The organism is Novosphingobium capsulatum NBRC 12533, assembly GCF_001598375.1.
Lineage (GTDB): Bacteria > Pseudomonadota > Alphaproteobacteria > Sphingomonadales > Sphingomonadaceae > Novosphingobium > Novosphingobium capsulatum.
This window is the reverse complement of record NZ_BCYV01000009.1, coordinates 212446-236122: the sequence shown is the minus strand read 5'-3', so window position 1 is coordinate 236122 and position 23677 is coordinate 212446. Positions and strand designations below refer to the sequence as shown.

Below are 23677 nucleotides of genomic sequence, written 5' to 3'. Positions count from 1 at the left end.
TTATCCAAGTGTAAGGCGTGATTGTCCTTGTGCAAGGGAGACTGGCGGCAAAATGCACAACGCAGGTAACAATTGCGCGACACTTTGCTGCCGGGGCACGACAAACCTGAGCGGTTTCTTGCAACGTGCTTCGGCAGGCATTCAGCCGGGCAGGGCCATAACCGTTTCATGGCCGAACGAGACCCCCGGGCAAAACGCTCAGGTCCGGCCGGAACAAGGAGTTACCCCCATGCGCAAGTTCGTCCTCGCCCTCGTTGCCGCCGCCCTGGTTGCCCCGGTCATGGCGCCGGCCATTGCCAATGCCCAGCCGGTCAACACCCCGGCCGTGGCCGCCGCCCGCCACGAAGTGCGCCGCGACCGCGCCGAAGTGCGCCACGATCGCCGCGAAGTGGCCGTGGCCCGCGCCCATGGCAACGAACGCGCGGTGCGCATCGCCAAGCACGAACTGCGCCACGACCGCCGTGACATGCGCCACGATCGCAAGGTGATGCATCACAAGATCCGCCACGCCTATCGCCATCACCACGGCTAAGGCCCGGCGTCCAAACCAAAAGGCCCCCGTCGCGTGGATCGCGGCGGGGGCCTTTTTGTGTCTGCGTAATTGGCAATGCTGGACGAGATCAGGCGACCAGCTGGCCAGCGAGCGAATTGGGCCCGGCCTGCACCAGGTCAACCGTCACCAGATCGCCGATCGCCACGTCACCGGTGAAGTGCACCGATTGCAGCCAGGGCGATTTGCCCAGCCATTGGCCGGCAAGGCGCCCGCGCCGTTCGACCAGCACCTCGCAACGCCGGCCCACGCTGGCCTGGTTGAACGCCGTGGCATCGCGCGCCAGCGCAGCCTGCAGCCGCTTGAGCCGCTCGTCCATCACCGCCGGCGCGATCTGATCGTCCATCGTGGCCGCTGGCGTGCCGGGGCGGGGCGAATACTTGAAGCTGAACGCCTGAGCATGGCGCACCGCGCCGACCAGATCGAGCGTGTCCTGGAATTCGGCCTCGGTCTCTCCGGGGAAACCGACGATGAAATCGCCCGACAGCGCGATATCGGGCCGGGCGGCGCGCACGCGATCGAGGATCTTGAGATAGCTTTCCACCGTGTGGCTGCGGTTCATCGCCTTGAGCACGCGGTCGTTGCCGGCCTGCACGGGCAGGTGCAGGAACGGCATCAGCTTGTCGATCTCGCCATGGGCGGCGATAAGCCCATCGCTCATGTCGTTGGGATGGCTGGTGGTATAACGGATGCGCGCCAGATCTGGCTCTGCCGCCAGCACCCGGATCAGCCCATCGAGTCCGATGGCGCGGCCCTTGGCGTCCTGGCCGGTCCAGGCATTCACGTTCTGCCCCAGCAGGGTGATTTCGCGCGCGCCGCCGGCAACCAGCAGCTTGGCCTCTTCCACCAGATCGGCAAACGGGCGCGAGATTTCCGCGCCACGCGTATAGGGCACCACGCAATAGGTGCAGAACTTGTCGCACCCTTCCTGCACCGTCAGGAACGCGCTGGGGCCCGACCGGCGGCGCTTGGGCAGCGCGGCAAACTTGGCTTCGGCCGGCATGTCCGTCTCGGTGCCGCGCTTGCCGGCGGCGGCGTCGGCCACCATTTCGGGCAGGCGGTGATAGGCTTGCGGCCCGACCACGACCTTGACCGACGGAGCGCGCGCCATGATTTCCTCGCCCTCGGCCTGGGCGACGCAACCGGCCACCGCGATCAGCGGCGTGGTGCCATCGGCACGGCGCAGGCGGCCAATATCGGAATAGACCTTTTCCGTGGCCTTTTCGCGGATGTGGCAGGTGTTGAGCACGACCAGATCGGCGCCATCGCGCTCGTCGGTGGCGGTCATGCCTTGGGCGGCAAGCAACTCGGCCATGCGCTCGCCGTCATAGACGTTCATCTGGCAGCCGAAGCTCTTGACGTGAAACGTCCGGGGGGGATTCTCTGCGGGCATAAGCCGCGCCCCATAAGGCAATCGGGCGCGGATGGAAACCGCCTTGCGCACCGCCACTGCCCAGGAAAAGGCCCGCCGCGCAAGGCATGCGCGGCGGGCCTTGGCATGGCAGGCAGGGTTGGTTCAGGCCAGGATCTGGCTCAGGAACCACACGCGCTGCTGGGCCTGGTCGGTCCAGTCGTCGGCCGCGCCTTCGGTGGCGTTGTCGCCGGCTTCGGTGGCTGCGGCCTTTACCTTGCGGATGGTTTCGACCAGCGCGGCATTGTCGTCGCGCAGGGCCTTGACCATGTCCATCGCATCAACCTTGGCGCGGTCATCATCCTTTACGCTGGCCTTGGCGCCGATCGCGCCGATCGAGGTGAGCGTGGCGCCGCCGTTCTTGCGCACGCGCTCGGCCACGATGTCGGTCAGTGCGAAAAGCTCGGTGGCCTGCTCGTCAAACAGCAGGTGCAGATCGCGGAACTGCGGGCCGGCCACGTGCCAGTGATAGTTCTTGGTCTTGATATAGAGCGCGAAATAATCCGCGAGCAGCCCGTTCAGGCTATCGATCAGCGCCTTGTTTGCGTTGTCGCCCGGCATGGTAAACCCCTTTCCTTTGCTTGGCTTTGCGCTTTCATACGCCACAACGGCGCCAAAGTTTCACGCAAATGGTGGCTTGTAAAAATCGGTTTTGTCGATCAATCGGAAGGCTTTGGCGCCAGTCGCAAGACGAGCGCGCCGCCGAGGGCGGACAGCAGCGATCCGCCCAGGATGCCGATCTTGGCCTGCTCGACCAGATCGGGCTGCGCTGGAAACGCCAGCGCGGCAATGAACAGGCTCATGGTAAAGCCGATACCGCACAGCAGCGCCATGCCCCACAGATGCATCATCTGCGCGCCGGCCGGCCGTGGCGCCAGGCCCAGCCGTTCGGCACCCAGAACCGCGCCCAGCACGCCGGCCTGCTTGCCTACGACGAGCCCGGCCGCGATTGCCAAGGGCAGCGGCGCCAGGATGCCGGCCAGGCCCGTGGCGCGCAGATCGACCCCGGCATTGGCCAGGCCGAACAGCGGGACGATCACGAAGCCATTGATCGGCACAAGCAGATGTTCCAGGCGCAGCAGCGGGCTGTTACCCCGGGCATCGAGCTTCATCGGCACGGTCAGCGCCGCCAGCACCCCTGCCACGGTGGCGTGGACGCCCGATTGCAGCACGCATGCCCAGAGGGCCACGGCAAAGACCGCATAGGTCGACGCCCGAGTCGCACCGGCGCGGTTGATGAGAATCATCGCGCCAAACACGGCGGCCGCCGCCGCCAGCCAGGCCCAGGCCACCCCGCTGGTGTAAAAAATGGCGATCACCACCACCGCGCCAAGGTCATCGACCACGGCCACGGTCAACAGGAACAACCTGATCGACCGGGGGGCACGGCGCCCGATCAGGGCCAGCACACCCATGGCAAAGGCGATGTCGGTGGCGGCGGGAATGGCCCACCCGCGATGCAGCATGGGAAAATCACGGCTGACGGCCAGGAACACCAGCGCGGGCAGCGCCATGCCTGCCAGCGCTGCCAGCACCGGCAGCCGCCGCCGCCGTGCATCGGCCAGTGAGCCGCTGATGATTTCGCGTTTGATCTCAAGCCCCACGACAAAGAAGAACACGGCCATCAGGCCGTCGTTGATCCAGGCATGCAGGCTGTCGAGTTGGGGCGCCACGATCACCGGAAGGACATGATGCAGTGCGGCATGATAGGCATGGTGCAAGGGCGAATTGGCCAGTGCGATGGCCAGCGCCGCGCAGACCAGCAGCAGCACGCCCGGCGCTGCTTCGTGGCGCATCAATCGGCGCAATGTCGATTGCGGCTGATGAGGGGACACGCGCATTTCCGCCATATTCGATTCATTCCTGAAGGTTGCAAGCGTTGCCACGCGCCACGGCCAGCCGTAATTTGCCAGTGGGGGTGTTTGCCGTCAAACGGGGGTGAGGGCAAATTGGGAATGATGTCGCTGTCCACAGTCTGGCTGTGGCTGGCCATGTTGCAGCGCGAACTTCTGCTTTTCGCTGCAACATGCCTGGCCGTGGGTGCCTGCCAAGAACGGCGGCTGGACGGACTGTGGGCCTGGCTCCGGATCACGGGCCGGGCTTGCACACTGCATCTGGCTTCGGGCTTTGCCGCGACTGCCGATTGGCCCGCGCGCGTCGACCGTGGTGCGGGTGGCCTACCGGGTGCGGCAGCGGTGCTGGTGCCGGTCTGGTCGGAAGCGCCGGTTGTGGCCGCCGTGATCGAGCATTGCCTGGCGGCTTGGCCAAATGCGGACCTGCGGCTCTATGTCGGCTGCCATCGCAACGATCCCGCCACGCTGGCGGCGGTCATGCGCTGCGCCACCGATCCGCGCCTGCGCATCGTGGTGCATGATCGCGACGGCCCGACGACCAAGGCCGATTGCCTCAATCGGCTTTATCTTGCGTTGCAGGCCGATGAGGCGCGCAGCGGCAGGATTGTGCGAAGCGTAATCGTGCACGATGCCTCGAAACCGCGCGACGACGAATATGGTCGACCGCCGCTTCCGGCGTTGTGGGCATAGCTTTCGCATGTAGTGCCGATCGCCCTTCTGCTGGCGCGGCGCAGCCGTGCGGGGCAACCGTGGCATTGCGGAATTGGCCTGCGCCGCCTAGGACAAGCGGCGATGGATGTGTACCTTCCCATCGCCAATCTGGCGGTCAACGGCTTGGTGATCGTGGGGCTTGGCGCCTTGACCGGGCTCTTGTCTGGCATGTTCGGCGTGGGCGGTGGTTTTCTCACCACTCCGTTGCTGATCTTCTATGGCGTGCCGCCGACGGTGGCCGCCGCATCGGCCGCGAGCCAGGTGACCGGGGCCAGTGTTTCGGGCGCATTTGCCCACGCCCGGCGCGGCGGCATCGATTATCACATGGGCGCGGTGCTGGTCGCCGGCGGGGTGCTGGGCACCGGGGTGGGGGCACTGCTGTTCCGCCTGCTGCAGGCGCTGGGCCAGATCGATACGGTGATCAACATCCTCTATGTCGTGCTGCTGGGCGGCATCGGCGGGCTGATGGCGCATGAAAGCATCACCGCCCTGCGCGCACAGCGGCTTGGCCTCGCCCAGCCGGCGCGGCGCCGCCGCCATCATCCCCTGGTAGCCAGCCTGCCACTGCGCTGGCGGTTCTATCGCTCGGGCCTTTATATCTCGCCACTGGCGCCGCTCTTGCTGGGCATGGCCACCGGCATCCTGACCATGCTGATGGGCATCGGCGGCGGGTTCATCCTGGTGCCGGCCATGCTCTATATCCTGGGCATGAGCACCAACGTGGTGGTGGGCACCTCGCTGTTCCAGATCCTGTTCGTGACCATGGCGACAACGATGATGCACGCGCTGACCACGCATGCGGTGGATATCGTGCTGGCCGGACTGTTGCTGGTGGGATCGGTTTCGGGCGCGCAGATCGGCGCGCAGTTTGCACAAAAGGCCAAGCCCGAACAGTTGCGCCTGATCCTGGCGGTGATCGTGCTGGGCGTGGCACTGCGCATGGCGCTGGGCCTGGGCTATCGACCCGACGAGATTTTCACCGTGGTGCCGCTATGACGCCGCGCTGGGTGCTGGCGCTGCTGGCGCCGGTGGCCATTCTGCTCGGTGGGGCGCGCGCGCCGATCCTGGTGCCCGAAATATCGCAGCATCGGGTGGAGGTGCGCCAGGGCTTTACCGGGGCGGATCTCTTGCTGTTCGGTGCCATCCTCGATCCGGGTGGCACCCGCGCCGCGCAGGATTACGATATCGTCGTCGTGCTCAAAGGCCCGGTGCAATCCATCGTGCTGCGGGAAAAGCGCAAGGTGGCGGGCATCTGGGTGAATGCCGCGAGCAGCGAGCTGCGCTCAGCGCCGAGTTTCTTTGCCATCGCCTCGTCCCGCCCGGTGCGCGAGATCGTGGATGACAAGACTGCGGCGATCTATGAACTCGGTCTCGATCGCCTGCAGCTTTCCCCGATTGGCGCGATCGACCCGGCCCGGCAACGCCACTTCGCCGATGGCCTGGTGGATCTGATGCAGCGGCAGGGCCTTTATCGCGAAGACGGCCACGGCGTAACGATCAGCGGGCAGGTGCTGTATCAGGCGCGCATCACGCTGCCTTCGCAAGTGCGCACCGGCACCTATACCGCTGAAACCTTTGCCATCCGCCAGGGCCGGGTGATCACCTCTGCGGTCACGCGGGTTGACGTGTCGAAGCAGGGTTTCGAACGCTTCGTGGCCGACCAGGCCGATGGCAACGGCTTGCTTTATGGCCTGTTTGCCGTGCTGGTATCGGTGGGCATGGGCTGGATCGCCGGGCGCCTGTTTGCGCTGGTGTGATGCGGGGCACTGCTTAGCCCAAAATTAACCCTGCCAGTTCTAGCGTTTGGCGCGACAACGGGCTGGGGCAAGAACAGGCATGACGGACATGAGCAGGCAGGTATTCATTTCGGCAGACCCTGCCCGGCCTGGAGATCTTGCCCCGCACGGGCCGATGCCATCTGCCGCTGCGTTGCCCGATATTGTCCTTGAACCGCGCGATCTGCCGCCGTCCGATTGCGCGCTCAGCCCGATCGGAGTGGTGGTGGATGTGGCCGGATCGGGCAGCGGCATCGCGCTCGATCTGCACCGCCTGGAAGACTGCATGGACGATGCCGATCCCACCGTGGCGCTGTCGGGCCAGGTGGGCAGCCAGATCAAGGTGCGCGTGGGGCGCGGCTGGCTGCTCGGCTCGGTGCGCAACCAGCGCCGCGATGGCAAGGTGGATGGTGGCGCAATGGCCCAGCTCGATTTTCTGGGGGAGGGCGAGGAAGACCCCGCCACCGGCCGCATCTTTGGCTTTCGCCGCGGCGTTACCCGCTTTCCCGTGCCCGGCGCGCTGGTCTATCCGGCCACCAGCGCCGATCTGCGCCAGATCTATGCCAGCGATGGCCGCGCGCATGTGACCGTGGGCACGGTGTTTCCCACCCAGGATATCCGCGCCGGCCTCTATATCGATCCGCTGCTGGGCAAGCATTTCGCGCTGCTGGGATCGACCGGCACCGGCAAATCGACGGCGGCCGCGCTGATCCTGCACCGCATCTGCGACATGGCGCCCGAGGGCCATATCGTGATGATCGATCCCCACGGCGAATATCTTTCGGCGTTTCGCAACACCGGGCAACTGTTCGACGTGTCGAACCTGCAGATGCCCTATTGGCTGATGAACTTTGAAGAACACTGCGAGGTGTTCCTCACCGCTACCGGGGCAGAACGCCAGATCGACGCCGATATCCTGGCCAAGTGCCTGCTGATGGCGCGGCAGAAGAACCGTCTGGCCGAACAGGTGGGCCGCATCACGCAGGATTCGCCGATCCCCTACCTGCTGTCCGATCTGTGCAACATCCTGCAGAACGAGATGGGCAAGCTCGACAAGGGGCACAGCTCGATCCCCTATATGCGGGTGAAGAGCAAGATCGAGGAAATCCGCAACGATCCGCGCTATCAGTTCATGTTCTCGGGCATGCTGGTCAGCGATACGATGGCCGAATTCGTCGGGCGGCTGTTCCGCCTGCCGGCCCATGGCAAGCCGATCTCGATCATCGACGTGTCGGGCGTTCCGTCCGAAATCACCTCTACCGTGGTTGCCGTGCTCAGCCGCCTGGTGTTCGACTATGCCATCTGGTCGCGCCAGGAAACCACGCGGCCGATCCTGCTGGTATGCGAAGAAGCGCACCGGTATGTGCCCAACGAGCGCAATTCCAACGGATCGTCGGTCGGTCGCATCCTGTCGCGCATCGCCAAGGAAGGCCGCAAATACGGCGTGTCGCTGGGCCTGATCACCCAGCGCCCGTCTGACCTGGCCGAAGGCGTGCTGTCGCAATGCGGCACGATCATCTCGATGCGCCTTAACAACGATCGCGACCAGCAGTTCGTGCGCGCGGCCATGCCCGAAGGCGCGCGCGGGTTCCTCGATTCGATTCCCGCGCTGCGCAACCGCGAATGCATCATCTGTGGCGAGGGCGTGGCGATCCCGATCCGCGTCGCGTTCGACGACCTGGACGAGGTGCGCCGCCCGGCATCGGCCGATCCTTCGTTCAGCCAGCTATGGGGCAAGAGCGGCGGCGAAGAGGAAGGCGTCGCGCGCACCGTGCATCGCTGGCGCGCGCAAAGCCGGTTTTGAGGGGGGCGGCGCGTGCCTGCGGGGGGCTTCGACAGGCTCAGCCCGAACGGAATTCCGAGGAATTGTTACCGGACTCCGTTCGCCCTGAGCTTGTCGAAGGGCGGCTTGCACAACGCTCAATCCGCTTTCAGCGCATCCTCAAGCCAATGCGGGACGTGGGTAATCGCTTCTGTCCGCAGATGATCCACCGCCAGGCCGAGGTCGGGATAGGCGGCGCGCTGGCGGGCCGGGTCTGACTGGGCGAGGGGAACGACCGTCAGGCGGCGGTTGACCTTTTGCCGCCAGTTCATCCGCGCGGTGTTTTCCTGGCCGACATAGCAGCCCTTGGTAAAGCTCACGCCCTTGAGCTCGGCCGCATTGGTTTCCAGCCACAGCGTCTGGTCGCTGCCCAGTTCGGCCTGACCCTCGGGCACGCCCAGCTTGAGGCGGTGTTCGCGCCATTGTGCATCAACCGCCACGTCATCGTCAGCCACCGCGGCGATCCAGCGCTGGCCCAGCGCTGCCAGGCGCGGATCGGCGGCGCCACCATCGCCCATGTGACCCTGCCAATAGACGCCCAGTTCGGGCGCAATGGCGATCGCGATTTTGCGGCGCAGGCGATAGAGCGAGAGGCGCTTGACCAGGGCCTCGGCCACGGCCGCCTCGCAATCGATCAGCAGCGCGTCGTTGCCATCGGGCCAGACCAGGAAATCGAACAGCGCCTTGCCTTGCGGGGTCAGCAGCCCGGCCCAGACCGGCAGCGGCCCTTGCACGTCGTTGGTGACAAGGCCCTGGAGGAACGCGGCCACGTCTTCTCCTGGCTCAGTGGGGGATAGCCGGATCAGGGCGCGATCGAACAGGCGGGGATTGCTCATGGGTGACAGATAGGAGCGCTTGGGCTTAAGGGGAAGCCATGAGCACGCAAACGACTCTCACGATCCGCCGCCCGGATGACTGGCACGTTCACCTGCGCGACGGCGCCATGCTGGAAGGCGTGGCGCCCTATACCGCGCGCCAGTTTGCCCGTGCGATCGTGATGCCCAACCTGTCTCCGCCGATGACCGATGTGGCCGGCGTTGCCGCCTATCGCGACCGCATCCTGGCGGCTTTGCCGGCGGGCAGCGATTTCACGCCGTTGATGACGCTTTACCTGACCGATCATACCGATCCTGACGAGGTTGAGCGTGGCCACAGCGCCGGCGTGTTCACTGCGGCCAAGCTCTATCCCGCCCATGCCACCACCGGCTCGGCCCATGGCGTGACCAGCGTGGCCACGATCTATCCCGTGCTCGAACGCATGCAGAAGATCGGCATGCCGCTGTTGATCCATGGCGAGGTGACCGATTCCCACGTCGACATCTTCGATCGCGAGGCGGTGTTCATCGAGCGCACGCTGGGACGCCTGGTGGCCGATTTCCCGGCGCTGAAAATCGTGTTCGAACACATCACCACGCAAGAAGCCGCGCAGTTCGTGGAAAGCGCCGGGCCGAACGTGGGCGCAACGATCACGCCGCAGCACCTGCACATCAACCGCAACGCGATGCTGGTGGGCGGGATGCGCCCGCATGCCTATTGCCTGCCGGTGGCCAAGCGCGAAAAGCACCGCCTGGCGCTGCGCAAGCTGGCCACCTCGGGCCATGATCGGGTGTTCCTGGGCACCGACACCGCGCCCCATGCGCGGCATCTCAAAGAAAGCGCCTGCGGCTGCGCCGGGCTGTTCAACGCGCCCTATGCGCTGGAAAGCTACATCGCCGTGTTCGATGAAGAGGGCGCGCTCGACAAGTTCGAGGCCTTTGCCAGCGAAAATGGCCCGCGCTTCTATGGCCTGCCGCTCAACGAGGGCACGGTGACCCTGGAAAAGACCGGCGTTGCCGTGCCGGCCGAAATCGCGGCGGGTGGTACGGTGCTGGTGCCGTTCCACGCCGGTGAAACCCTGGCCTGGCGCCTGGCCTAAGTTCCTCCCCGGCACGGGGAGGGGGACCAGCCGCAGGCTGGTGGAGGGGTGTTTCGGCCCGAAACGGCCCTCAAGGCACAAATGCCGCCACCCCCCGCCGTGGAAGGATCACCGCCGGCGCAACAGGTCATAGCTAAACAAGGCAATCGCCGCCCAGATCAGCATGAAACACGTCACCCGCGCCGGATCGAGCGGTTCGCCATAAAGCAATGCGCCGAGCACGAAGAGAATGGTGGGGGCGATGAACTGGGCGAAGCCCAGCGTCGAAAGATCGAGCTTGCGCGCGGCGACGGCAAACAGCAGCAGCGGCACGGCCGTGACCACGCCCGATCCGGCCAGCAGCCAGGGCACCACACCGCCCTGCGACAGCGCCGAGCCGGCCGGGCCGGACGCGGCATGGAGCACGGCGAGCAGCGCTGGCACGAACAGCACTGCGGTTTCCACGGTCAGCCCGATGACCGAAGGCACCACCACGAACTTGCGCACCAGGCCATAGAGGGCAAAGCTGCCGGCCATCGCCATGGCCACGCCCAGCATCGACAGTGCGCCGGCCATCAGCACGGCAATGCCACCGGCAGCCAGCGCCACGGCCGCCCATTGCAGGCGGTTCAAACGCTCGTGCAGGAAAACCACGCCGATCAGCACATTGAGCAGCGGGTTGATGTAATAGCCCAGGCTGGCCGCCAGCACCTGGTGTGTTTCGATCGCCACCAGATACATCAGCCAGTTGCAGCCGATCGCCGCCGCGCTCAGCACCAGCCGGCCAAGCACCGCCGGGGTGGTGAGTGCAGCGCGCAGGGCGGGGCCTTGGCCGCTGAACCAGACCACGGCAAGGCATACCGGCAAGGTGAACACCACGCGCCAGCTCACCAGCTCGATCGCCGGAACGCCGAGCAGCGGATGGAAATAGATCGGGAAGAATCCCCAGATCACATAGGCCAGCACGGCCGCGCCCAGGCCGCCCGCGGCCTTGGACGTGCCGGGGTTGTTCAGGTTGCTCGCCGTTGCGCTGTCTATCCTCTGGCTCATGGCCGGGCCTGTGGCAGGCGCATCGCCTTGCGCCAAGGCCCTTTTCCGCGCGGCGTGCGGGCCGGTCCGAACTTTTTTCGTTTCTGACCAATTCTGACAGTCGCGTTGCATGTCGTTCAGCTTGAAGCCTGTAAACATGAACCAACACGACGGATCAGGAGACCGAACATGATCGCACTTCGCAAGACTATGCTGGGCCTGGCCGCAACGGCCGCTGTGGCTTCCGGCATCGCCCCGGCTTCGGCGGCGATTGAAGTTGCCCCCCAGCCCACGCTGGTTGCCGCGGTGGCGCACGATGGCTGGGACCAGGGTTGGAACCACAACCGTGGCGGCTGGCGTGATCGTGACGATTGGCGCGGTGGCTATGGCCGCGGCGACAACGACTATCGCGGCTATGACCGCGAGGATTATCGCGGCTATGACCGTGGCTATTACGGCGATGTTGCCTATCGCGGCCAGAGCTGGCGCGGCAACGACGGCCGCTATTACTGCCGCCGCAACGACGGCACCACCGGCCTGCTGGTGGGTGGCGTGGCCGGTGCGCTGATCGGCCGGGGCATTGCCGGCAACGGTGATCGCACGCTTGGCGCCCTGCTGGGTGCAGCCGGTGGCGCGCTGCTGGGCAAGTCGATCGACCAGAGCAACGCCCGCTGCCGCTAAGACTAATACGCTAGATCCTGCCCGACCGGAGGGACCAGTCGGGGATCGGGCGGGACCGGGGCCTGCATGCGTGGTGGCGTGCAGGCCCCCTTTTGCGTCTGGTTTGCCGGGCCGTTAACGCGCCGCTAACCACGGCCGGTTCAGGAATGGCCATGGCCAAGCCTTTTGCCTCATGCCTTTTTGCGCTGCTTGTCAGTCTGGCCCTAACGGCCTGCGCGCAGGATGACGCGCCCAAGCGCAAGGCTGATCACGATCCCGCAATGAGCGCTGCGCTTGAAGGGCAATTGCTGGTCGATCCCGATCTGTCACAGCAGAACATGCGCAACGCGGCGGTGGTGCCGGGCGGCCCGGTCGATCCCGCCACGCCGCCACCCGATTCGCCCTAGCCGGACAGCCCGATACCGATCGAGGCGCGCGGCTGTTCAATTTCGGCCGAGGCCACGGGATAGGCGCAGAAATCCGCCGCATAGAACGCGCCCGGCCGCTGGTTGCCGGAAAGGCCCACCCCGCCCAGGGGCGCTGCGGGTGAGACGCCGTTGGTCGGGCGGTTCCAGTTGACCGCGCCGGCCCGCACATTGGCCCAGAACCGGTTGTAATCCTGCGGCGTGCCGCCGATTAGCGCGGCGCACAGGCCAAAGCGCGTGGCGTTCGCCTCGGCCAGGGCCTGGTCGAAATCATCCACCTTGATCACCTGCAGGATTGGGCCGAACAGCTCCACATCGGGGCGCTGGGTCATCGCTGTCACGTCGATCATCGCCGGGGCCAGGAACGGCAGATCGCCGCGCGGCCGTGTCAGATGGCGGATCGGCCGTCCACCGTGCGACAGCAGATAGACAAAGCTTTCGGTCAGGCCGTCGGCGGCGGCATTGTCGATCACCGGCCCCATGAACGGGGCGGGATCATCCAGCGGCGCGCCCACGATCAGGCGATCGGCCAGGGCCTTTACCTCGCCAACCACGGCATCATAGAGATCGGCCTTGACGATCAGCCGGCGCGCGGCCGTGGCACGCTGCCCGGCGGTGGTAAACGCCGATTGCACCACCAGCGCGGCGGCATCGGCGATCTTGGGCGTGTCCCACACCACGATCGGGTTGTTGCCGCCCAGGTCCAGCGCCACGATCTTGCCCGGCTGCGCCGCCAGGCGGCGGTTGAGCGTAAGGCCAGTGTGGCTCGATCCGGTGAACAGCACGCCATCGACGCCTTCGTGGGTGGCCAGCGCCTTGCCTTCCTCGGCCGCGCCCACCAGCATCTGCGCCAGGGCGGCCGGCACCCCGGCGCGATGCAGGCACTGGATCAGGGCCTGGCCCGTGGCCGGCGCCTTTTCCGATGGCTTGAACACCACGGCATTGCCGGCGATCAGCGCGGGAATGATATGGCCCACCGGTGCCTGGGCCGGCAGGTTGAACGGGCCGATCACGGCCATCACGCCGTGTGGCTTGTGGCGCAGCGCGGCCGTGCCCTGCAGCGCGCTGTCGAGCCGGCGTTGCGCCGTGCGTTCGGCATAGCTGCGCACCGCGATTTCCACCTTGGTCAGCACGGTATCGACCTCGCCCTTGGCTTCCCACAGGGGCTTGCCGGTTTCGCGGGCGATCAGCGTGGCAAGGCTTTCGGCATCCTTGCGCACTTCGTTGGCAAAGCGGCGCATCAGTTCGATGCGGGTGGACAGCGGCTGCGCTGCCCAGGCCGGCCACGCGCGCCGCGCACGCGCCACCGCCGCATCGACATCGCCCACGGCGCCGCGCCAGAGTTCAGCGCCGGTGGCCGGCTCTGTGGAAATGATCTCTCCGGCTGCCACGGGGTGGGCGTCGATCCTTTGGGTGAGGCTTGCTGTCACAGGGAGGGATAAACCAAAAGCGTTACGAATGGGTCAGCGATCGGCCCAGCAGCCTGTCGCATTGCTTAATGACCGTGGCCGGCCGGGACCGGCGGCTGGCCGAGTGCCTCGCCCAGGCGACGGATGGCCGCGATCTTGGCATCGAGCGCGCTCCAGTCATCGCGTTCGGCGATCGGCGCCCAGATGCTTTCCACTTCATCGATCAGCAGGCTGGGCGGGGCCTCTTCCTGCCACAGCGGATGGTCGCTGCCGATCGGGGCATAGCCCGCCAGTTCGGGCAAGGCATCGGCGCCGCGCCCGCCGCGATGGGCGTGGAAAAATGCGTCCGGTCCGGTCCCGCTGGCGCGCATCGCCGCCTCGCAGGCCGCGATCAGGGCGCTATCGCGTTCCAGCCCTTGCGATGCCACGCCCAGGCGCCAGCACCAGCGGCGCGCCATAGCCGCCTGGTAGAGCGGGCCAAAGCGTTCGAGCGCGGCGATCAGCGGCGGCGCTTCTTCCACCAGGCGCAGCGCCACGGCCAGCTGGCCGCAGTTCCAGCCGATCACCTCGGGCTGGCGGCCAAAGGCATAGCGGCCAGCCTCGTCGAAATAGGCGGCGACAAACCCTGCGTCCCAGCGCGGCAGCCAGCGCCACGGGCCATAGTCGAAACTCTCGCCCGTCACGTTCATGTTGTCGGTGTTGAGCACGCCGTGGACAAAGCCCGCGACCATATAGCTGGCGGCCATATCGGCCATGCGCGCCACCACCTGGTGCAGCAGCGTGGCCGCCGGGCTGGACCCGGCCGGCGCGGCATCGGGCGCACCGGGAAACTGCGCCAGGCAATAGGCGATCAATTCGTGCATCTCGGCCGGCTTGTCGAGCGCGAGCAGGCGCTGGAACGTGCCGATGCGGATGTGTCCATGGCTGAGCCGCACCAGCACCGCCGAGCGGGTGGGCGAGGGTTCATCGCCGCGCCACAGGTTCTCGCCGGTCTCGATAACCGAAAAGGTGCGGCTGGTGTTGACGCCCAGCGCTTCGAGCAGCTCGGTCGCCAGGATTTCGCGCACTGCGCCTTTGAGTGTCAGGCGCCCGTCGCCGCGCCGGCTCCACGGCGTCTGCCCCGAACCCTTGGTGCCCAGGTCGAGCAGGCGGCCCGCGCCATCGCGCAACTGGGCAAAGGTGAAGCCGCGCCCATCGCCCAGGTCGGGATTGTACACCCCGAACTGGTGTCCGTGATAGCGCAGCGCGAGTGGCCCGGGCAGATTGCCGGGCAGGGGTGCGAAGCGGCCGAAGTGGGCGAGCCACTCGTCATCGCCAAGGCCCTCGAGGCCCACCTGCGCGGCGGCGCGATCGTTGCGCCAGCGCAGCACGGTCTGCGGAAAATCGGCCGCCGCCACGCTATCGCCCAGCCAGGGCGCCAGCGCCGCCAATTGCGGATCGGGGCGATAGGGAATGGCTTGACCCGGCAGCGGGCGATCCGACACGGCTTGCGGGACAGGCTCCATTCTTCCATTAGTGGGGTGCTTGCACGCCACAGGCAAGGCGCCTTGTGGCTTAACAGTGATACAAGACACGGGAAAACGCGTTTGCCCATCGCCACATTCGAGATTCGCAGTTGGGCCAGCACCGATGGTTTGCGCCTGGCCTATCGCGCCTATCCCGGCGATGCGGCGCGTCTTCCGGTGATCTGCCTGCCCGGCCTGACGCGCAATGGCCGCGATTTCGAGGATCTGGCCCCGCATATCGCCGCCAGCGGCCGCCGCGTGCTGTGCCCCGATCTGCGCGGGCGGGGGGAAAGCGACTATGCCCGCGATCCGATGACCTATCAGCCGCCGGTCTATGCCCAGGATCTGGCGGGGCTGCTCGCCGCCGAAAAGATCACCCGCTTCATCGCGATCGGCACCTCGCTCGGCGGCATTCTCACCATGGCGCTGGCGGCCGGCCAGCCCGGCTTGGTGGCGGGCGCCGTGCTCAACGATATCGGCCCAGCGATCGATCCGGCCGGCCTGGCGCGCATTACCGACTATGTCGGCCAGGGGCGCAGCTATCTCACCTGGATGCACGCCGCACGCGGCCTGCGCGAGACGATGGGCGATATCTACCCGGATTTTAGCATCGAAGACTGGCTGCGCCTAGCCAAGCGGCTGATGGCACTGGGCACGGGCGGGCGCATCGCCTTTGACTATGACATGAAGATCGCCGCCCCGATCGAGGCGGCAGAGCAGGCGCGCGACGATGCTGCGGCCAAGGCCAGGGCAGAAGGCAGCGCGCCGCCGCCCGAGGCCGATCTGTGGCCGCTGTTCGCCGCGTTGACGCCAGTGCCGCTGGTGGTGGTCCATGGCGCCACCTCGGACATTCTCTCGGCCGATACCGCCGCCGCGATGGCGCAGCGCCATCCCGATTGCACGCTGGTGACCCTGCCGCGCGTGGGCCATGCCCCGACGCTGGACGAACCCGAGGCACGCGCGGCGATCGATGCCCTGCTGGCGCGGCTCGACTGATCGCGGCGGTTGCAGGAACCTTGACCATGGATCGCCAAGCCGGCCCGGCCCGCCGCCTGCATGTGCTGCACCTGCATTCCACGTTCGATGCCGGGGGCAAGGAACGCCGCAGCGTGGCGCTGATGAACCGGTTCGGCAATGCGCTCGATCATTCGGTCGTCTCGGCGCAGCCTGGCGCGCTGGGCGCGCGCAGCCTTTTGGCACGCGGGCTTTCGGTGCATTTTCCGCTGGGTTTTCCCCCTCTGGTGGGCAAGCTTGGCGTGCGTCGCCTCCAGACCCTGGCGCGCGGGATGCAGGGTTTTGACCTGATCTGCACCTACAACTGGGGGGCGATGGATGCGGTCATGGCGCACGCGCTGTTCGCCCCGCTCTATGGCCTGGCGCCGCTGGTCCACCATGAAGACGGCTTCAATGCCGACGAGGCAGAGCGGCTCAATCCCCGGCGCAACTGGTTCCGGCGCGTGGCCCTGGCCCGGGCCAGCGCGCTGGTGGTGCCCTCGCGGCGGTTGGAGGCCGTGGCCCGCGATGCCTGGCACCAGCCGGCTGGCAAGGTCCACCGCATTGCCAATGGCATCGACACCGCCGCCTATGCCCGCAAGGCGCGCCCCGACGCGCTGCCGCGTGTGATCAAGCGGCCGGGGGAAAAGTGGGTGGGCACGCTGGCCGGCCTGCGCCCAGTCAAGAACCTGCCTCGCCTGGTGCGCGCCTTTCGTGCGCTGCCCGAAGAATGGCACCTGGTGATCCTGGGTGAAGGGCCCGAGCGCGAGGCGATCCTGACCCAGGCGATGGATCTCAACATCGGCCACCGCGTGCATCTGCCCGGCCATGTTCCCGATCCGGCGCTGGCAGTGGGGCTGTTCGATTTCTTTGCGCTGTCGAGCGATAGCGAACAGTTTCCGCTGTCGGTGGTTGAGGCGATGGCTGCAGGCCTCGCCGTGGCGAGCCCGGCCGTGGGCGACGTGGCCGAGATCGTTGCCGCTGACAATGCGCGGTTCATCGCGCCGGTCGGTGATGAAGCGGCGCTGGCCCAGGCCATGCTGGACCTGGCGACGGATGAGCTGGCGCGCCGCCGCGCCGGGGCGGCCAACCGCGTTCTGGCCACGCGCGAGTATGATGAAAGCGTGATGGCCGGCCTTTATGCCCGCGTCTATGCCGATGCGCTGGGACTGGCCCAATTCCCGTGAAGCATCGTTCGTTGTCGCGATGTTGCAGGCGGTTGGTCGCTTAACCATCGGTTCAGCGGGGGACAGCCAGCATCATAGGCGTTGAAAAGGTGGCTCCATCCGCTAAACACCGCGCCCATTCCGTGCAATTTTTGCCTATCCCTTGCTCTCAATCGCCGAAAGCTTAGCCTTGGCCCTTAGACCGAACCGTCCGCAAAACCCGTCCGATCCGCGTGCCGTTGCGCGCGCCGCCGAAGGCAATGTCTTTGCCCGCGAAGTGGACGATGCCCTGCGCCAGGACGAGGCGCTTTATGCGCTGCGCAAGTGGGGCAAGCCGGTTGGCGCGGCCGTGGTGCTGGGCCTGGCCGGGCTGGGTGGCTGGCTGTGGTACAGCAATCACCAGGATACGCTGCGCGGCCAGCAGGGTGAGCAACTGACCCAGGCACTCGACAATTTCGAAGCCAAGAACGACAAGGCCGCGCAAGCCCTGCTCGATCCGCTGGCCAAGGACGGCACCCCGGGCAACCGCGCCGCCGCGCAGCTGCTGCTGGCTGGCAAGGCGCAGGACGATGGCAAGGCCGATCAGGCCGCCAAGGGCTTTGCCGCCGTTGCCGCCGACAGCAATGCGCCGCAGGCCTATCGCGATGCCGCCACGGTGCGTGAAGTGGCCATCACGTTTGACAAGCTGCCTCCGCAGCAGGTGATCGACCGCCTCAAGCCGCTGGCCGTGCCGGGCAACCCGTGGTTCGGCAGCGCCGGCGAACTGGTTGGCCTGGCTTATCTCAAGCAGGGGCACAACGATCTGGCCGGGCCGCTGTTTGCCGCCATCGCCAAGGACAAGGACGTGCCCGACACGATCAAGCGCCGCGCGCGCCAGGTTGCCGGCAGCCTGGGTGTCGACGCGGTTGACGATGTTTCGGCGGTTATCGGGCAGGCCCAGTAAGGCTGCCACGGTTTCCCGATCTATCGGGTTTGCATGCATTGCGCGCCGCCGCCCCGCATCGGGCCGCCGGGGCATGACAGGACAAGGAAGACAGGCATGATCCGCATTCCCAGCCAGGGCCACATGGCCCGCCAGCCAGGCGCCGGCACCGATCGCCGCCGGATTGCGGCGCTGGCCCCCGCGGCAGTGCTGGGCCTGGCTCTGGTTCTGGGCGGCTGCGCCGGGCACAAGGGCAAGGTCAAGGCCACGCCCACCGTGGGCGAACGCATTCCCGTGCTGTCGCGGATCGAGGCCGGCACCAAGGTCGATCCCACGCTCGCCAGCATGGACGTGGTCGTGCCCGCGCCCGTGGTCAACACCGAATGGGCCCAGGGCGGCGGCACTGCCAGCAAGTCTTCGGGCCATCTCGCGCTTGCCGATGCCCCGCAAAAGCTGTGGTCCACGCGCATTTCCGGGTCTTCGCCCAAGCAGCGCCTGGCCGCATCGCCGGTGGTGGGCAATGGCACTGTCTTCGTGATGGACACCGAAGGCGTGGTGCGCGCGCTCGATGAAAACAACGGCCACGAAAAGTGGAAGCAGGGCTTCCGTCTGCCCGAAAAGAACGATTCGATCTTTGGCGGCGGCGTCAGCTTTGATTCGGGCAACGTCTACATCACCACCGGCCTTGGCGAAGTGGCCGCGCTCGATGCGGCCGATGGCAAGATCAAGTGGCGCGTAAAGCCTGCCGGCCCGCTGCGCGGCGCGCCCACCGTGGCGTTCGGCGCGGTCTATGTGATGACGCAGGACAACCAGATCTTTGCGCTCAACACCGCCGATGGCACCAATCTGTGGAATCAGTCCGCCTCGGTCACGCAAAGCGGCGTGTTCGGCGTGGCGGCTCCCGCCGCTGGCCAAGGCACGGTGATCGCCGGCTACAGCTCGGGCGAACTGGTGGCCTATCGCTATGAAAACGGGCGGCAGCTGTGGTCCGATGCGCTGGCGCGTACCTCGATCGCCACGAGCGTTTCGACGCTGACCGATATCGATGCCGATCCGATCATCGAACGCGGCCGGGTCTATGCCCTGGGGCAGGGCGGGCGCATGGCCGCCTATGAACTGGTCACCGGCCAGCGTATCTGGGAACTCAACCTCGCGGGCATTTCCACCCCGGCAGTGGCCGGTGAGTGGATCTTCACCCTGACCGACGAAGACAAGCTGCTGTGCATCGCCAAGTCCACCGGCAAGGTCCGCTGGATGAGCCAGCTGCCCCGCTATCTCAAGCCCAAGAAGAAGGAGAGCCCGATCTTCTGGACCGGGCCGGTCTTGGCGGGCAACAAGCTGTGGGTGGCCAATTCGCGTGGCGAGATTTCCACCATTACCGTGGGTGATGGTACGCTGGCCCGCGTGACCAAGGTGGCTGCGCCCGTTACCCTGCCGCCGATCGTGGCTGACAAGACCCTGATCGTGCTGGATGACAGCGGCGAAATCACCGCCTGGCGTTAACCTTCTTCACCGAATTTCCACTTCTGCGCGTATAAGCGGGCGGGTATGACCAAGTCGCCCGCCCACGCCGTTTCGCCCCGCCCTGCCAGCGATGTGTCCGTCTGGGTAGGCTTGGTGGGCCTCGCTGGCCTGCTGGCATGGGTGGCGGTGTGCCGCGCCTGGCCGCAGATCGTCGATGCGCTGGGCTTGCCAGGGCCGCACGCGCGGCTGGCCGGATCAAGCGCGGCGGTGCTTGCCCTCTTGTTTTCCGGCACGCCGATGGTGGCCTGGTCGCTGCTGGTCGACAAGGTTCATCGCCGGCCCTCCACCGGCATCGACTGGATGGCGCCGCGCCCGTTGCGCAGCGTGCTCGATATCTCGATCACCAAGCTGGCCGGGCTCTGGGCCACCTGGGCGCTGATCGCCTTCGTCTATTGCCTGGGGCGCTGGTATTGGCGCGGGCAGTATCTGTTCGCCATGGACCTGTTGGAACAGGCCGCGCCGTTCCTGTTCCTGGGCGCCATTCCCTATGTGCTGTGGCTCGATCGCGTGCTGGTCAGCCCGCGCGACGGGGCCTGGCATTTCGGTGCCATGCTGATCGGGCGCGAAGCCTATGACGTGGACCAGGTGTGGCACCACTTGCGCGCCTGGACGGTGAAAGGCTTTTTCTGCGCCTTCATGATCTCGATCCTGCCCGGTGGTTTTGCCGCCGTGGTCGAGGCGGACTGGACCGGGCTGTGGGCCGATCCGGTACGCTGGTCGAACACCGCGATCGAGGCGATGTTCATGATCGACGTGCAGATCGCCATGGTCGGCTACCTGCTGACGATGAAGCCGCTCGATGCCCACATCCGCACGGCCAATCCCTATCTGGCGGGGTGGGTGGCAGCGCTGATGTGCTATCCGCCCTTTGTGCTGATGGGCGGCGGCGGCGTGCTGGACTATCACCAGAGCACCGCAGAATGGGCCTATTGGTTCGATGGCCATCCGGCGCTGCTGTGGGCCTGGGGCCTGGCGCAAGTGGTGCTGACGGCGATCTATGCCTGGGCCACGATTGCCTTCGGCTTGCGCTTTTCCAACCTTACGTATCGCGGCGTGCTGACCAACGGCCCCTATGCCTTTACCCGGCATCCCGCCTATCTGTCGAAGAACCTGTTCTGGTGGCTGGTGACGATGCCGTTCCTCGCCACCACGCATTCCAAGGTTGATGCCGTGCGCAACACGGTCACCCTCGCGCTAGTCAGCGCGGTCTATTTCTGGCGCGCCAAGACCGAGGAAAAGCACCTGCTGGGCGAAGACGCCAAGTATCGCGCATACCATGCCTGGATGGCCCAGCATGGGCTGATCACGCGGCGGTTGGGGCAGCTTTTAAGTGGTCTGGTTGGCAGGCCGGCGTTGAGCCGCCACCACCCCCCGACCCCCTCCTCTGAAGAGGAGGGGGAGGAGAAGGTGTTGAATTAAAAGCCCCCTCCTCTTTAGAGGAGGGGGTTGGGGGTGGTGTGAACCCCAGCGCTAAGCGCTCAAACCGCCACGCCTTCATCGCTTTCGAACACGCGGATGTTGCGCTCGGTCAGGCCCAGGCCGGCGCGCTGCTGTGCCCAGGTGGCCATGTGCGCGGTCTGGAAATGGGCGTCGAGCGCGGCGCGGTCGCGCCACTTTTCGCTGACGTGGATCACTTCGGGATCAAGCGCATCGTGCGAATAGGCATAGGCCAGGCACCCGTCTTCGGCGCGGGTAGCCTCGATCACCGCGCGCATCATCGGCGCGGCGGTGGCGAAGGCGGCGGTCGGCAGGCGAAACGTGCCCATTACCAGGATCATGGGGTACTATCCTCTCAAAAGCTCTTGGCGGCATAGACCTTGGACAGGTCACCGCCCCACGCGCCGTGGTACAGATCGAGCAAGCGCTCGGCCGGGGTCTTGCCCGAGGCGACGATCTCGTCCAGCGGCAGGAGATAGCCGGTTTCGTTGTCTCCGGCTGCGTTGAGGCGCCCGCGCGCGGCCAGGCCCGAGCGCGCAATGTCGAGCACGCGGCCGGCGATATCGCGCAGGGTGCCGCCACCGGGCAGCGGCGCATCAAGGCCCAGCTTGGGTACGCTGGCGCGCAGGATCTCGCGCCCTTCCATGTCCCAGTCCTTGACCAGATCCCACGCCGCATCGAGCGCGCCCTGATCATAGAGCAGTCCCACCCAGAACGCGGGCAGGGCGCAGATCCGGTTCCACGGGCCGCCATCGGCGCCGCGCATTTCCAGGAACGATTTCAGCCGCACTTCGGGGAAGGCGGTGGAAAGATGGTCAATCCAGTCGCTCTTTCGCGGCTTTTCGCCGGGCAGCGCGGGCAGCTTGCCATCAAGGAAATCGCGGAACGACTGGCCGGCGGCATCGATGTATTTGCCATCGCGGAACACGAAATACATCGGCACGTCGAGCATGTAGTCGACATAGCGTTCATAGCCAAAGCCGTCTTCGAACACGAAGGGCAGCATGCCCGTGCGCGCCGGATCGGTGTCTGACCAGATGTGGCTGCGATAGGACAGGAAGCCGTCGGGCTTGCCTTCCAGGAACGGCGAATTGGCAAACAGAGCGGTGGCCAGCGGCTGCAACGCCAGGCTGACGCGGAACTTCTGCGCCATGTCGGCTTCGCTGGCATAGTCCAGGTTGGTCTGGATGGTGCAGGTGCGCAGCATCATGTCCAGGCCCATCGTGCCCACGCGGGGCATATGGCGCAGCATGATCTCATAGCGGCCCTTGGGCATGATCGGCAGATCGCCGCGCGCCTTGTCGGGCCAAAGGCCAAGGCCGAGGTAAGCGAGGCCAAAGCGATCGCCGATGGTCTTGACCTGGGCAAGATGGCGCCCGGTTTCTGCGCAGGTCTCGTGCAGGCTTTCCAGCGGCGCGCCCGACAGTTCGAGCTGGCCGGCCGGCTCCAGGCTGACCGCGCCATCCGGGCCGGACATGGCAATGACCTTGCCGCCTTCCATCACCGGCTCCCAGCCGAATTCGGTCAGCGCCATCAGCAGATCGCGGATGCCACCGGGCTCGTCATAGGACGGGGCGGCATGGTCGGCCGTGCGATAGACGAATTTCTCGTGCTCGGTGCCGATTCGCCAGGCATCGCGCGGCTTTTCGCCCTTCTGCATGGGGGCGACAAGCTGGTCCCGGCTCTCGATGAGAGGATCGTTGCTATCTGAAACCTGTCTCGTGCTCATGCCCGCATCCGTTAGTGGCCAAACGGACTTTGCGCCAGCGATAAACGTGGGATGAACGATTGCAGGGCGGCAATAATCCAAGGGGCGTGCGCGCGGCGCAAACCCTCACGCGGCAGCCCAGTCCCCCGCAACCCCCATCCACAATCCCAGGCCCGCCACGGCTGCCGTTTCGCCCCGCAGGATGCGCGGACCCAGGGTAATGGCATGGGCGGCAGGATGAGCGCGGATCGCGGCGCGTTCCGCTTCGTCAAAGCCGCCCTCCGGCCCGATGAGCAGGGCGGCCGGGCCTTGGCGCGCGGCAAAGGCTTGGGCCGCCGGGGCGCCGCCCTGCTCATCGGCAAAGAACAGCGCGCGCCCGGCGGGCCAGTCGCGCAGCATGGCGTCGAGCTTCACCGGATCGAACAGCGCGGGCAGGGCAGTGCGCGCGCATTGCTCGGCCGCCTCGGTCACGATCGTGGCGGCGCGTTCGGCATTGAGCTTGTCGGCCACGCAGCGCCGCGTAATCACCGGGCGGATCTGGCCAGCGCCCAGTTCGGTGGCCTTTTCCAGCACCCAGTCGAACGCCTGCTTCTTGAGCAAGGCCGGGCACAGCCATAGATCGGGAACCGCCTCCAGTGGCCGCAACTGCCGCTCGAGCGTCAGCATCATGTCACGCTTGCCGGCGTGCGCCACGCGGGCCAGCCATTCGCCGGTCTGGTTGTCGCACAGGATCACCGCGTCGCCCGGCCCAGCGCGCATCACCTTGCCCAGATAGTGCGCCTGTGCGCCGTCGATCGCCAGGCTGGCGCCGTCTTCCAGCCGTTCTTCCACGAACAGGCGCGGGGCAGAGCGGGGCGGCCAGGCGGGGGTGGCGGGCAGATGA

General features: G+C 66.5%; 23 protein-coding genes. 13 read left to right on the top strand and 10 right to left on the bottom strand.

All coding sequences use genetic code 11. From position 1 onward, the window contains the following. The first annotated feature begins 229 nt into the window (after positions 1-229). Positions 230-532, top strand: a complete 303-nt coding sequence (locus SCA01S_RS09610) for a hypothetical protein (protein WP_022675006.1) — start codon at positions 230-232, stop codon at positions 530-532. A gap of 88 nt (positions 533-620) precedes the next feature. Here the strand turns inward: SCA01S_RS09610 and miaB are convergent, their stop codons facing one another. The 3 genes from miaB to nhaA form a co-directional block, all read right to left on the bottom strand. After that, positions 621-1943, bottom strand: a complete 1323-nt coding sequence (miaB, locus tag SCA01S_RS09605; RefSeq protein WP_062785131.1) for a tRNA (N6-isopentenyl adenosine(37)-C2)-methylthiotransferase MiaB — start codon at positions 1941-1943, stop codon at positions 621-623. Between the two features lie 123 nt (positions 1944-2066). Then, positions 2067-2522, bottom strand: coding sequence for a Dps family protein (locus SCA01S_RS09600; protein ID WP_022675008.1), 456 nt, complete (start codon positions 2520-2522; stop codon positions 2067-2069). 98 nt (positions 2523-2620) lie between these two features. Next, on the bottom strand, positions 2621-3802 hold the full coding sequence (nhaA, locus tag SCA01S_RS09595; RefSeq protein ID WP_157088925.1) for a Na+/H+ antiporter NhaA: 1182 nt from the start codon (positions 3800-3802) through the stop codon (positions 2621-2623). Positions 3803-3919: 117 nt separating this feature from the next. Between nhaA and SCA01S_RS09590 the strand changes: the two genes are divergently transcribed. The 4 genes from SCA01S_RS09590 (at position 3920) to SCA01S_RS09575 (ending at position 8104) form a co-directional block, all read left to right on the top strand. After that, a complete protein-coding gene (locus tag SCA01S_RS09590; RefSeq protein WP_062785127.1) occupies positions 3920-4504 on the top strand; it encodes a glycosyltransferase in 585 nt (194 codons plus the stop codon). Positions 4505-4606: 102 nt separating this feature from the next. After that, complete coding sequence (locus tag SCA01S_RS09585; RefSeq protein ID WP_022675011.1) at positions 4607-5521, top strand: sulfite exporter TauE/SafE family protein; 915 nt, start codon at positions 4607-4609, stop codon at positions 5519-5521. Continuing rightward, positions 5518-6282 (top strand): TIGR02186 family protein, encoded by a 765-nt coding sequence (locus SCA01S_RS09580; RefSeq protein ID WP_062785125.1) that lies wholly within the window; start codon positions 5518-5520, stop codon positions 6280-6282. The genes SCA01S_RS09585 and SCA01S_RS09580 overlap by 4 nt, the downstream gene beginning before the upstream one ends. Positions 6283-6436: 154 nt before the next feature. Further along, entirely contained in the window at positions 6437-8104 is a 1668-nt protein-coding gene (locus SCA01S_RS09575) for an ATP-binding protein (protein ID WP_157088923.1), read from the top strand. 116 nt (positions 8105-8220) lie between these two features. Here the strand turns inward: SCA01S_RS09575 and ygfZ are convergent, their stop codons facing one another. Continuing rightward, positions 8221-8958: a CAF17-like 4Fe-4S cluster assembly/insertion protein YgfZ gene (ygfZ, locus tag SCA01S_RS09570; protein WP_062785121.1), complete on the bottom strand. Its 738-nt coding sequence runs from the start codon at positions 8956-8958 to the stop codon at positions 8221-8223. Between the two features lie 38 nt (positions 8959-8996). Between ygfZ and pyrC the strand changes: the two genes are divergently transcribed. Further along, positions 8997-10037, top strand: a complete 1041-nt coding sequence (gene pyrC, locus SCA01S_RS09565) for a dihydroorotase (protein ID WP_062785120.1) — start codon at positions 8997-8999, stop codon at positions 10035-10037. Positions 10038-10145: 108 nt separating this feature from the next. On the opposite strand, the gene rarD is transcribed toward pyrC, so the two are convergent. After that, positions 10146-11066 (bottom strand): EamA family transporter RarD, encoded by a 921-nt coding sequence (gene rarD, locus SCA01S_RS09560; protein WP_084390903.1) that lies wholly within the window; start codon positions 11064-11066, stop codon positions 10146-10148. Positions 11067-11234: 168 nt separating this feature from the next. Here rarD and SCA01S_RS09555 point away from each other — a divergent pair, with 168 nt between their 5' ends. Together SCA01S_RS09555 and SCA01S_RS09550 are read left to right on the top strand one after the other, a co-directional pair. Beyond that, a complete protein-coding gene (locus SCA01S_RS09555) occupies positions 11235-11726 on the top strand; it encodes a glycine zipper 2TM domain-containing protein (protein WP_062785118.1) in 492 nt (163 codons plus the stop codon). Between the two features lie 152 nt (positions 11727-11878). Then, positions 11879-12112: a hypothetical protein gene (locus SCA01S_RS09550; protein ID WP_157088922.1), complete on the top strand. Its 234-nt coding sequence runs from the start codon at positions 11879-11881 to the stop codon at positions 12110-12112. On the opposite strand, the gene SCA01S_RS09545 is transcribed toward SCA01S_RS09550, so the two are convergent. Continuing rightward, positions 12109-13521, bottom strand: coding sequence for a succinylglutamate-semialdehyde dehydrogenase (locus SCA01S_RS09545; protein ID WP_062785229.1), 1413 nt, complete (start codon positions 13519-13521; stop codon positions 12109-12111). The genes SCA01S_RS09550 and SCA01S_RS09545 overlap by 4 nt on opposite strands. A 104-nt stretch (positions 13522-13625) precedes the next feature. Next, positions 13626-15044, bottom strand: a complete 1419-nt coding sequence (locus SCA01S_RS09540) for a protein adenylyltransferase SelO family protein (protein ID WP_062785114.1) — start codon at positions 15042-15044, stop codon at positions 13626-13628. A gap of 87 nt (positions 15045-15131) precedes the next feature. Here SCA01S_RS09540 and SCA01S_RS09535 point away from each other — a divergent pair, with 87 nt between their 5' ends. From SCA01S_RS09535 to SCA01S_RS09515, 5 genes are all read left to right on the top strand, one after another. After that, the gene (locus SCA01S_RS09535) at positions 15132-16040 is read left to right on the top strand and encodes an alpha/beta fold hydrolase (protein WP_062785227.1); all 909 of its coding nucleotides are present in this window, start codon (positions 15132-15134) and stop codon (positions 16038-16040) included. Positions 16041-16066: 26 nt separating this feature from the next. After that, on the top strand, positions 16067-17224 hold the full coding sequence (locus tag SCA01S_RS09530) for a glycosyltransferase family 4 protein (RefSeq protein WP_062785112.1): 1158 nt from the start codon (positions 16067-16069) through the stop codon (positions 17222-17224). 169 nt (positions 17225-17393) lie between these two features. Further along, positions 17394-18146: a tetratricopeptide repeat protein gene (locus tag SCA01S_RS09525; protein ID WP_022675023.1), complete on the top strand. Its 753-nt coding sequence runs from the start codon at positions 17394-17396 to the stop codon at positions 18144-18146. 96 nt (positions 18147-18242) lie between these two features. After that, entirely contained in the window at positions 18243-19628 is a 1386-nt protein-coding gene (locus SCA01S_RS09520; protein ID WP_082208978.1) for an outer membrane protein assembly factor BamB family protein, read from the top strand. Positions 19629-19673: 45 nt separating this feature from the next. Then, the gene (locus SCA01S_RS09515; RefSeq protein WP_062785110.1) at positions 19674-21068 is read left to right on the top strand and encodes a methyltransferase family protein; all 1395 of its coding nucleotides are present in this window, start codon (positions 19674-19676) and stop codon (positions 21066-21068) included. A gap of 59 nt (positions 21069-21127) precedes the next feature. Here the strand turns inward: SCA01S_RS09515 and SCA01S_RS09510 are convergent, their stop codons facing one another. The 3 genes from SCA01S_RS09510 to SCA01S_RS09500 form a co-directional block, all read right to left on the bottom strand. Next, a complete protein-coding gene (locus SCA01S_RS09510) occupies positions 21128-21427 on the bottom strand; it encodes a putative quinol monooxygenase (RefSeq protein ID WP_022675026.1) in 300 nt (99 codons plus the stop codon). 14 nt (positions 21428-21441) lie between these two features. After that, complete coding sequence (locus tag SCA01S_RS09505; RefSeq protein WP_062785108.1) at positions 21442-22815, bottom strand: glutamate--cysteine ligase; 1374 nt, start codon at positions 22813-22815, stop codon at positions 21442-21444. A 105-nt stretch (positions 22816-22920) separates the two neighbouring features. Next, a complete protein-coding gene (locus SCA01S_RS09500) occupies positions 22921-23673 on the bottom strand; it encodes a 16S rRNA (uracil(1498)-N(3))-methyltransferase (RefSeq protein WP_174544793.1) in 753 nt (250 codons plus the stop codon). Positions 23674-23677: the final 4 nt, after the last annotated feature.